Origin of the sequence: Leptospira adleri (genome assembly GCF_002811985.1) — a bacterium.
Classification (GTDB): Bacteria; Spirochaetota; Leptospiria; order Leptospirales; family Leptospiraceae; genus Leptospira; species Leptospira adleri.
Genome location: NZ_NPDU01000109.1, coordinates 1 through 11,034 on the forward strand (window position 1 = coordinate 1; position 11,034 = coordinate 11,034).

At 43.8% G+C, this 11,034-nt stretch carries 7 protein-coding genes, 1 tRNA gene and 1 pseudogene; 5 read left to right on the forward strand and 4 right to left on the reverse strand.

Annotated features, from left to right (window positions below; all coding sequences use genetic code 11):
* Window positions 1-88: 88 nt before the first annotated feature.
* Window positions 89-1,285, forward strand: coding sequence for a polysaccharide deacetylase family protein (locus CH376_RS22710; protein WP_100783715.1), 1,197 nt, complete (start codon window positions 89-91; stop codon window positions 1,283-1,285).
* Between the two features lie 969 nt (window positions 1,286-2,254).
* Here the strand turns inward: CH376_RS22710 and CH376_RS22715 are convergent.
* The 4 genes from CH376_RS22715 to CH376_RS22730 form a co-directional block, all read right to left on the reverse strand.
* Window positions 2,255-5,491 carry an efflux RND transporter permease subunit gene (locus CH376_RS22715; RefSeq protein WP_100783714.1) on the reverse strand — a complete coding sequence of 1,079 codons (3,237 nt, stop codon included), beginning with the start codon at window positions 5,489-5,491 and terminating at the stop codon, window positions 2,255-2,257.
* Between the two features lie 21 nt (window positions 5,492-5,512).
* On the reverse strand, window positions 5,513-6,049 hold the full coding sequence (gene def / locus CH376_RS22720) for a peptide deformylase (protein ID WP_100783713.1): 537 nt from the start codon (window positions 6,047-6,049) through the stop codon (window positions 5,513-5,515).
* Window position 6,050: 1 nt separating this feature from the next.
* Complete coding sequence (locus CH376_RS22725) at window positions 6,051-6,758, reverse strand: hypothetical protein (RefSeq protein ID WP_100788474.1); 708 nt, start codon at window positions 6,756-6,758, stop codon at window positions 6,051-6,053.
* Window positions 6,759-7,006: 248 nt separating this feature from the next.
* Window positions 7,007-7,079, reverse strand: a tRNA-Ala gene (locus CH376_RS22730).
* A 59-nt stretch (window positions 7,080-7,138) separates the two neighbouring features.
* On the opposite strand from CH376_RS22730, the gene CH376_RS22735 reads away from it, so the two are divergent.
* The 4 genes and pseudogenes from CH376_RS22735 to CH376_RS22750 all read left to right on the forward strand — a co-directional run.
* Window positions 7,139-7,447 (forward strand): hypothetical protein, encoded by a 309-nt coding sequence (locus CH376_RS22735; protein ID WP_100783712.1) that lies wholly within the window; start codon window positions 7,139-7,141, stop codon window positions 7,445-7,447.
* A gap of 9 nt (window positions 7,448-7,456) precedes the next feature.
* A complete protein-coding gene (locus CH376_RS22740; RefSeq protein ID WP_100783711.1) occupies window positions 7,457-10,273 on the forward strand; it encodes a SpoIIE family protein phosphatase in 2,817 nt (938 codons plus the stop codon).
* Entirely contained in the window at window positions 10,257-10,586 is a 330-nt protein-coding gene (locus CH376_RS22745) for an STAS domain-containing protein (protein WP_100783710.1), read from the forward strand. Before CH376_RS22740 ends, CH376_RS22745 begins: the two co-directional genes overlap by 17 nt.
* Before the next feature lie 91 nt (window positions 10,587-10,677).
* Window positions 10,678-11,034, forward strand: a pseudogene (locus CH376_RS22750) (acetyl-CoA carboxylase carboxyltransferase subunit); the annotation flags it as partial.

Below are 11,034 nucleotides of genomic sequence, written 5' to 3' on the forward strand. Positions count from 1 at the left end.
CGTAGAATGGATTTTGGAAAGATTTCCTTGGAATCCTTGGTTTTTATTCTCCGAAGAATCCGCCTTTTCTCTTTTCAATCGAATCCCCATGTTAAGCGAAGAAGAATCTTCCGAACTTTCGAGGACGATATCCGAAATCAAAAGAAGCGGAATCGAATCAGAGGAAATCGAAAAAAAGTTTAGAATGCTCCGCATTTTATTTTCGATCGGCTTCTTTACTTTTTTGGGTTCCGTTTCAATTCTTACCCTAACTCATAAGATCTTTCGATTGGAAGCCACCGTTGAAAAACAAACGGTGCATATCACCAATTTAGAGGAGACTCTGACCTCCCTTCGTCTCGAAGAACAACAACAGGAAGAAGAGCTTCTCAAATTCAAATCCGAACTCTATGATTCCGTTCCCGACGGGGACTTATCCGATCAGGTTGCAGAAAACAAAACCAATCTGGAGGCGCTTCCCGGCGCGGATGTTGGAAAGAATATCAACCGAGGGAACGTAAACTTTAAGGAAATTTCCCTCACGTTCGATTTGGGAACGGGAGAAGATCTAAAACTACTCTACGAATATTTGTCCAAGTTTCCGATCAAAATTACCTTATTCGTCTCCAACGAAAACCCAGCACTCAAAAACGGCTCTCTTTTCAGCAACACGAACATCTACTATTTAAGAAAACTTTCACAACTCGGGAATCGTGTCGTATTCGGAAATCATACATGGAGTCATTATAATATTCCAAGAAGTTTATACGAATCCTCTCTCCGAAAGAGGGCGCTTTTGACTTATGTTTCGGACGAGATTCCGGATACTAATTTTCTGCAACAAGAGATGAGAATGGTGGAGGAAAAGTTCGAATCGATCACGGGGAAAGAACTTACAAAACTCTATCGTCTTCCTTACGGGGGATTTGATCCCCTCGTAATCAAAACTTTCGGAAAACTCGGCTTTACGCAGCACATATTCTGGAGCAATAACTCCGTAGGCTCCTTGGATATTCCCGATTTCGTATATAAGAAATTCATTTACAAGAAGGATCCTCAAACCGGGAAAACCCGAATTCTCCCGAACCCGAATTATAAAACAAGGGCGGAGGCTCTCGATTTTCTTTATCGTTGGGAAGAGGCGGATAAGAATGGGATGAACGGCGCCATCATCTTGATGCACTTGGGCTCACCAAGACAAACGGAAAAATTGATCTACATTCTTCCGGACTTTATCCAGGAGATGCTTTCCAAAGGTTATAGCTTTGTGACCATTCCCGAAATTCTCAATGATCGGCAGGATTGACAGGCGCTTCGTGTTTTTGAGAAAGACTTTTGCGATCGAATTCTTGTAAGAGTTCCTCTTGATAATTATTTTTTCCGGTCGAGAAATTTTCAGCCGTCGAAAGTTTTAATAGCATGGTCTCCATTTCAATTCTTTCGCCTAAAGTTTAAGGTGGGTAATATTTACAAAAAATTGTAAGAGTTCCTACAATTCCCGCGAAAGTCCATGCTTGCAAAAGCTGAAATATTCTGTTATTAGAATATCTTCCGAATTCTTCCAGCCAATTTCGCCTCGCCCGAAAAACTCATTGTATAGCTCCCATTGAGGTCGTTTGCGAGGCGAGGTCGCCGTGTTTAACTCGAAATTGTCTTTTAAGCGATAATTTCCAAGAAAGTCCTATTTTAGAATCCATTTAGTTTGACTTGAATTCTTTGAATAAAGGATCCCCGATATTTGGCTTACACCGTTCCGCTTTCAAGCCGGTTTATTCGATGTGATTGGTCCAAAGTCTATCTTAACCTTCTTATCGGTTGAACTGGATTCATTCCCGGAAATTTGAAAATAGTATTTGTGAAAGGCTACATAGAATTGCCCGTTTGCAACGTATTGATTTCCTTTGAATGGAATCAATTCATAGAAAGGGGTTTTCGAACCTATAACTCCATTTCTTGCTCTTGTTTTTCAATGGCGATGTCGAATTCGATCAAAGTATAAATCGTCGCCTAAAACGTTCTATCTTCTGATCGATTGAAAGATTTCGTTGAATCTTTCTTATAGAGCGCCTACTCGATATCCCGCCTTACCGGTTCGAATAAACGCTGATAAACGCAAAGAGAACAAAAATTTTCTTCCCTAGAAACTCGTTCCTTGCGGCTTTTCAAGATGCTCTTAGAAAGCGTCAAAGGCTAACAACGAAAAGGAAAGTCAACGTTGACGTTTTCAAAGCAAGTGAAAAGAATTCACTCGGGAATACGTCAACACTTTATGACTTTACGTTCTTCGTAGGAGCCTGTTCATTCTCTCCTGTGCGTTATAGACCGTCTTATACAAAACGGGAACCGCTACCAGAGTTAGAAAAGAAGAGAAGGCAAGTCCCCAGCCGAACGCCAAGGCCATTGGAACCAGGAAAGGATCTCTTCCTCCGATTCCGTAGGCGGTCGGCAACAAACCGAGAACCGTTGTCACCGTCGTTAAAACCACGGGTCTCAAACGTAAGAGTCCGGTTTCAACCAAAATCGAATCGATATCCTCTCCCGGTTTTTCCATTCTCAATTGATTTGCGAAATCCACGAGAACGATCGAATCGTTTACTACGACGCCCGCCAATCCTACAATTCCTAAGAATGCGAGGAAACCGAAGTATTCTCCGTGTAAAACGAACGCAAGAATCACTCCGATCAGAGAGAATGGAATCGAACTAACGACGATTACCGGTTGGATCAGAGAACGAAAGAGAGAAGCCAAGATCATAAAGATGATGATGAAGGCGACAAGAAACGCTCTTCCTAAACTCGCGAGAGATTCTTCCGTATCCTTGTTTTCGCCTCCGAAGCGCATTCGGTAGCCGGGATATTTTTCGATGATTCCTTTTGCGAGTTTTGCGATTTCCGCATTGGCTCTTCTTGTATCCGTTTTGGATTCGTCCAAGTTAGCCGTCACAGTAAGAAGACGTTTCCCATCCAAGTGATTGATATTTGCAAAACCCGGCTCTCGGACATACGTGATCAATTTAGAAACGGGAATCAGCTTTCCGATCTGATTGCTCACGAAGATATTGTTTAGAGATCCGATCGACTTCCTGACTTCTTCGGGAAAACGAACTTTGACTTCGACTTCTTCGTCCGCTCTTTTGATCTTTGTCGCCACAGTTCCCTGAAAAGCGGTATTGATCGCCTGTGCCACTTTGAAAACGGAAACACCGGCCGTGGAAGCAAGAGATTCGCTGACTTTGATTCTTACCTCGTCCTTTCCTTCGTTGAAATCGTCCCCGATATCGGTGACACCCGGAACCTTAGCCATAACTCCCTTGTATTCTTCTCCGATCCGAATCAAGGTTTCGTAATCGTCTCCCCGTATTTCTATGGCGACCGGTTTTCCAACGGGCGGTCCTCCTGAGATTTTTTCAAAGTCCAACGCAAGCAACTGTCCTTTGAATCTTGAAAATTCGGCGGGGAAAGAATTCAAATTGAACGGCTTGTATTCCTGTTTTTTCTTTTCCGCTTCTTTCTTTCGAGTCTCTTCCAAAATCTGAATCGACTTTTGATTGAGGAGCCAGATCGTTTTTTCCCTTACTTCCGAAATGATTTCATCGGTGTTTCTCTTTCTGTTTTCCTCCGGAGTCAGATAAACTAAAATCTGTCCGTAGTGTTTTCCCCGCTTTGTAAAAGGGTCGTTCGGATCTTTTTGAATGATTCCGACTCTTGTTACGTAATTTTCAACTTCCTCCTTCGATAACTTTGCGAGTTCCTTTTCTAAAACAATCGCAAAACGTTCGGTTTCCTGAAGAGAAAGTCCGGTCTGACCGGTGAGTTTGATCTGAAAGACGTCGACGGAACCGGGGAAAAGTTTGAATTTTCCGGCAACGGCGAATAACGCAAAACTTCCGATCAACATCGCAAATAGGTAAATGAAAATTTGCAATCTGTGTTTGAGCGCGAATTTTAAGAGGGGAAGATAGTAGTTTACCTTTAGCTTATAAAACCAGCCGCTTTCTTCTTTGATTTCTCCAGAATGAAACTTGTTTCTATTGATGTCATACAAGTGGGAAGGAAGAATGAAGAACGCTTCCGAAAGAGAGGCGAGTAACGCTATGATCACGACCAACGGAATGCTGTAGATGAATTTTCCGAAAATTCCCGTCATAAACAGCATAGGAGCAAAGGCAGCTACGGTAGTCGTCACCGTGGCAGTGACGGGATCGATTACTTCCGCGGTTCCTTTGAGAGCCGCTTCATAGGCCGGCATCCCTTCTTCCATATATCGGTAGACGTTTTCACAGATGATGATCGCATCATCTACGAGAATCCCAACGACGATGATCAAACCGAACATAGAAATCAGATTCAGAGTCAATCCCAGATAGTTCATGATCACGAAAGTCGCGCCGAAGGAAACGGGGATTCCCAGCGCGGTCATAAGAGCGACCCTCCATCCTAAAAACAGGAAAAGAGAAGCGGTCACAAGAATCAAACCTCCCGCAGCGTTGGAAAGAAGAACGCCCAAGCGTCTTCGAATGTATTTGGAAAGATCGTTTACGAACGCGTATTCAAATTCTCCGTTGGAGTTTTTTCTGAATTCCTCGATGACTTTTTTTGCCTCGTCTACGACCAAAATTGCGTCCGCTTTTTCCCGTTTGATCACGGTCATCGCGATGGTTTTTCTGCCGTTGACTTTGTCGAGATACTCCGCCTCTTTTAGTCCTTCGGTAACGGTCGCGACATTGTCGATTCGTATCGAATTTCCGATCTCGTTGGAACGGATATGCACTCCTGAAATCTCCTTCGGAGAATCGAATTCACCGATCGTTCTCAGGATGACTTCTTTTTGATTTCCGGCGATGTTCCCGCCCGGAAAGTTAATATTACGATTTTTTAATGCAAAGATTACGTCCTGGCTCGTGAGATAATGGGAAAACATCGCTCCAGGATTGATGTCCACCTGCATCTCAGTCTCTCTCCAGCCTCTTTTTGAAATCCTGGCGACTCCCGGAATATCCTCGAGCGCCTGTTCCACTACCTTTGCTTGGGCCTTGAGTCTTTTTTCAGCCTCCACGCTTGCGTCGTCCGATTTCAAACTGATATCGATTTCGATCACGGGTTGTCTGGAAGTAGTAACTTCGTTTACGAGCGGATCTTCGGCTTCCTCGGGAAGATCTTCCACTCGATCGATGGAAGACTTGATATCATCCACAACCTTCTGCGTATCTTTGGCGTCCGGATCGAGGGTGATCACGATCCCGGATCGGTTCTCGATGGAAGCGGAACGAAATTCTTTGATTCCGTCCACTTCCTTGATCGCTTCTTCGAGAGGTTTTGTGACCAGCTTCTCGATTTCGGAAGGGGAGGCGCCCGGAAAAACCGTGACCACGCTCACGATATCGAAGTTGATGTTTGGAAACGCTTCTCGATTCATCCTTACGGCCGTAAAACCGCCGATCAGTATGATCAAAAAGGTGAGAAGATTTACAAAGATGCTTTTAGAAAGGAAATACTCAACAAGGGATTTCATATACTTTTATTTTATTGTTTACTAATCTAGAATTTTTCCGCCGGAGTCCAAGGTATCGTTAAAGCCGAACAATTTCGTGTCCTTCAACCTGTCTACGTAAAGAATACCGAGAAGGTGATCGCATTCGTGTTGATAGACGACGGCCTTGTAACCGTCGATCGTCTCGTCGAATTTGTTACCTTTTTCGTCCATCCACTGCATTCTAATCTGATTCGGTCTTTCCACGTAGCCGCGCATTCCGGGAACGGAAAGACAACCTTCCCAAAATCCGGAACTTTCGGAAGTAAGCGCTGTGATCTTAGGATTGAGAATGACACGGTCGGGAACGTCCGGCGTCCCCGGATAACGTTCGTTATCTTCCGAACCGACGACTACGATTTGTTTTAAGATTCCGATTTGAGGCGCTGCCAGTCCGACGCCTTCCGCGTGACGCATCGTATCGAACATATCTTTGAGTAGTTTTTTAAATTCTTTTGTTTGAATCTCGTCTTCACTGACGGGTTCGGATACTTGGCGGAGAAGCGGATCTCCCATTCTTAAAATTTTTCTTACTGACATATTAAAAACCAGGTTCTATCTTAAAGTTCGACTTTTTTTGGACAGAACAAATCGGTATCTCGGCAAGAATTTTCACGACCAATTCTTTCAGTAGAACTTCAACGGATTTTCGGTCGGCCGATTCGATTCTAAATACCCGATAGGGTTGCAGTCTTTTTCCGGACGTCCTCATTTGTTCCGTGATCGTTCCCGGAATTCCGGTAAACAACAAAGTCGGCAAAAGACTCGATTCTTCCATTCCTCTCTGAAAACTTTTTTCGAGCGCCTCGAACAAACTGTGCAATTCTTCGGAGAATAAAAACCAAGGATTCCAAGGAAATCTTTCCAAAATCCATTCTACGTTTTTCGGAAACCAGGAAAAAGGATCTCGGTTTTTTTCAATCGGAGGATTTACGATACAGGCGGAATCGATCCGATCCGGAAATTTCTTGATTAATTCAAAAACGATTCCGGAAAGACTTCCTTCTCCCAATAATTTAATTTTACCCTTGGTTTTTTGGATCTCTTCGGAAACCGATTCGATCCAATCTTCGTATTTCGGAAATTTTGTCTGAAAAGAATGAATCGAAGTTTCAAAAATCTTGAGCGAGAATTCGGAAGTAAAAAATTCCGACCGAACGCGTTTTCCCGGAAAGTCGAATTCGGAAAGAAGGAATAGAGGCGTTTTTGTCGAGGAGCCCAGCCTTTGAACGGAGATTCGATTTGACATGATTTTAGATTTGACCACGTTTCCTTTCGCAATATCGAACATTCTTTTTCCGCAAGAAAATAGCCATAAAAAAAGGAAGAATGGAAACGGATCCAAGGTTCGATTCTTTTCTTTATCCGGAGATTTGTTTCGATTTCGGTCAAGAATCGTTCGGGGCTTTCGAACCGGAATCTTCCGATGGAAAGAAGTTGTAAAAGAGTTTGACAGAGGTTAGAAAGTTTAAAAACTCAAGTGGCGGAAGTCGTAATTGGAGACGAGGGGAATCGAACCCCCGACCTTTTGAATGCCATTCAAACGCTCTCCCAACTGAGCTACGTCCCCGCTGGAATCAGGTTTTTACCAAATTCCTTGAAGTCAATAACAAATACAGGAGTGTAAGGATGGGTGAATCTATCGAGGATTTACAAAAAAAATTAAAGATCCAGAACGATATTATCAAAGGTTATGAAAAGGTCCTAAGGCTCAACGAACAGGAATTAGAAAATGCGGATGAGATCATTCGTATGTATGAAGGAATCATTCAGTATTCCGGTTCCGAACTCAAAGACGCGAAAGAAGCTTTCGATGCGACTAACTTAGTCACAAACCTTTCCCGCGACGAATTGATGGGAGCGCTGACCCGCATTCGCGAATTGGAAAACGCAAATAAGAAACTGAGAGAAGAATCCTTAAAGTTTCAGGCCGGCTGAACCTCTGCTTTGATCTCGAGTAAAAAACAAGATTCACTCCTCAGACAAACTTCTGATGGAAAACTCTACCTGGAAGACAACCCGGGTTTGACGATTGTTTTTGAATCTCTTCTCACGGAAATCATTCAACTCACTTCCGCAAAATTCGGTATATTCAATTTTCGTTTAGAAGACGGAACCGTTCGTTCGATCTTGGGAAATCCTCCGCCGACCGCAGTCGAAGAATCGAAACTCGTTTCGGATTTTTGTTTCAAAACCGGTCAGGACATCAATCTCAAAAAAGGAAAGAGTCCGAGCAAACTCATCTCGCCGCTCAAATACAACGCGGTTTGTTGTGTGCTTCACGTGGGAGAATTGGGAGTCTCTTCCTCCGAAAATCAGAAAAAAATATTCGGAACTGTCTTTCTTGGAAGATCGGACGAAGAGGGCGGAGAATTCAGAGAATCCGACTTCGAACACCTAAGGGCGACAACCCGAATCATCTCCGATCTTTTAGAGGAATCCTTCATTTCCGGAGAATCTTCTCTCGTGGTTTTGTCTCTCATGACAACTTCCCGAGTCGCCTTGGAGTCGGTGCAGATTCGCAAACAAACCGATCGTTTCGATTTTTTACTAACGGAAATCATTCGAGTTTCCGGTTTGATCAACAAGTCTCTCGATCTTTCCCAACTTTTGGAAGCGATTATGCTTTCGTCCAAGTCCGTCTTTCGAACCGAAGCCTGCAGCGTTCTTCTTCTCGACGATTCCAAAGAATATCTCTACTTCCACACGGTTCTCGGTGAAAAAAAAGACGAGGTGACGAAAGTAAAAGTTCCGGTCGGAAAGGGCGTGGCGGGGATGGTGGTCCAAGACAAACAACCGATGATCATCAACGACGCGATGAACGATCCTCGAGTTTACCGAGAAGTGGACAAGGTTTCCCATTTTGTGACTCGAAATATCATGGCCGCCCCTCTTTTGGTGGAAGGTCAAGTCATTGGAGTGATCGAAGCCATCAACACGATCGATCGTAGTTTTTTTACCGAAGAAGATATGGAGTTGTTTCTTAGTTTTTCGGGAACGTCCGCGCTCGCGATTCAAAAGACAGGTCTTCTTCAAAACTTAGAAGCGGCCAATAAGGATCTTCGGAAAAAAGTTTCCGAATTAGAAAGTTTATTCGAACTTTCTCAAGTGGTTTCCTCCGCAAAAAATCAAGCGGACCTGATGAAACAATCCATTCCCGTGATCCACGGCGAGATGGACGCGGGTAAGACCGGAATTTTTCTCATCAATCGCAAGATGGGAATTCTTACCTCCATTTCTTATACTTCCGAAAAAACGGTCGAGATCTTTCGCACTACGAGTTATCAAGGAAGTTTTATCCACCGCTCCATCGAGGAGGAAAAAACTTCAGTCAAAGAAGATATTCAAAATTTTGCATTCGATCACGAACTCGATTTGGAATATCTCAAAGGTTCTTATATCGTTCTTCCTCTTACGCATCAGGGCAGAAGCGCCTTCGGTGCGATTACGGTTTCGGATCGTGTGGACAAACTCTCCTACAACCATTCTCATCTGAGACTTTTACAAACCTTCGCATCTTTGATTGCAAGAGGTCATGAAACTCTCAAACTTCAGAATGAAATGATTTCGAGAAAGGCGCTGCAACGTTCCTTGGAAAGAGAGATCGAAATCACGAGAGAGATTCAGAAGAATATTCTTCCGGAACCGAAAATCTTTCATTCCAATTTTGATCTCGGGGTGAAATCGGTTCCGGCAAAGGAAGTATCGGGAGACTTTTACGACTATTACCAATACCAAGACGGTCAGTATTCTTTTTTGGTTTCGGACGTTTCCGGCAAAAGTCTTCCGGCAGCCATCTTCATGGCGATGAGTTCTTCCATCATTCGGACCTTAGCCAGAAATCACGATCTCAATCCCGAAGAAATTTTGAAACAAGGGAACGCGCTCGTCTACGAAGATTCTCATAACGGAATGTTCGTAACCACGTTCTTCATCCACTACAATCCTGCGATCTTTACTTTGGACTACGCTTCCGCGGGGCACAACGATCAGATTCTCATCCACAAAGACGGGACCTGGGAATTGATCAAAGGATCCGGTCCCCCGCTCGGCGTGATTACTTCCGCGAGTTACAAGGGCGGAAGCCTCACCGTGGAACCCGGCGATATGGTGATTCTTTATACGGACGGAGCCATCGAAGAAAAAAACGCAAAGGATGAAGAATTCGGTTTGGAAAGAATGATCCAAGAGATCATCGCGAGAAAACATCTTCCTTCCGCACAAATCATCGATGAACTTTTCGGTTTGGTTCGGGAATTCTCGGGAACACCGGAACTCTACGACGACTTCACCGTGATGATCTTGAAGTTCAACGACGACTATCAATTCTCCAGAGAATTCGATGCGAGCACTTCCGCGATTCCTTTGTTTAGAGAATTTGTGTATGAGACGATCAAGGTTCGCGACCTCGACGAAGCTCTGAGAGACGATATTCTTCTCGCTTGCGACGAAGCTGGGACGAACATCGTGATGCACGGTTATGAAAACACCGCTTTGAAAAATCCAAAGTTTGAATGTAAAATACGCTTTACAGGGGACTGGATTACCATTGTATTAATTGATTCCGGGAAAGTCTTTCAGAGAAAAGAAGTTCAAGAACCTTCGATCGAGGACAACCTGAGCGGCAAAAGAAAAGGCGGATTCGGCGTCTATCTGATCGAGAAGCTCATGGATTCCGTCGATTATTCGAGTGAAGGCGGTAAAAACGTTTTAGTTCTCAAGAAGAATTTTCAACACAAGGCTTCGAATGGAAATCACATCTGAAATAAAAAATCATTCTAAAATCATCCATCTGATCGGAAACTTAGACGTTCACAACACTCATAAAATTGAATCTGTGTTTATGGATCAGATCAAGACGGGCAATTCTCCCGTTCTTATATTAGATCTTTCCTCAGTCGAATTCATATCTTCCGCCGGTCTTCGTATCATAGTCGCCGCCCTCAGAGAATGTAAGGAAAGAGACGTGGAACTTCGTCTCGCCGGAATCAAACCGGCCGTAAAAAAGGTTTTTGAAATCATCGATATGAATTCGATGTTCAGCATTTTCGAAACGCTCGAGTCCGCTATAAAATAGCAACGTTCTTCGACTCCGCGTCGAATTTAACTTTCCCGAGAATCCTTTTCTTAAAAACTGGATATATTTCATTCCATTTAAAGGTTCCCGTATGTCCGAAGCAAAATACTCACTGGAAAATCCATTCCAATCCACGACCGAACCTGACGTTCCGAAAACTCGCGGTCTTTACGAAGAGGCCAACGAATTAGGAAAAGAACTCCTAAACAAACCCCTCGCGGGCGGAGGAGTCGACAGGATTCTCGTTCAACATTCGAAGGAAAGAATGACCGTCTGGGAACGGATCAAAGTTCTTACCGAACAAGAACCCAATATTCTTTATCAAAACTGGGGAAAGAGTCTCGACGGAGCCTCTCTCGTCACCGGAATTTTAAACATCAACGGAAGAGACGTCGCAATCTACGGACACGACTTTACACTGCGTGCCGGTTCGATGGACGCGACCAAC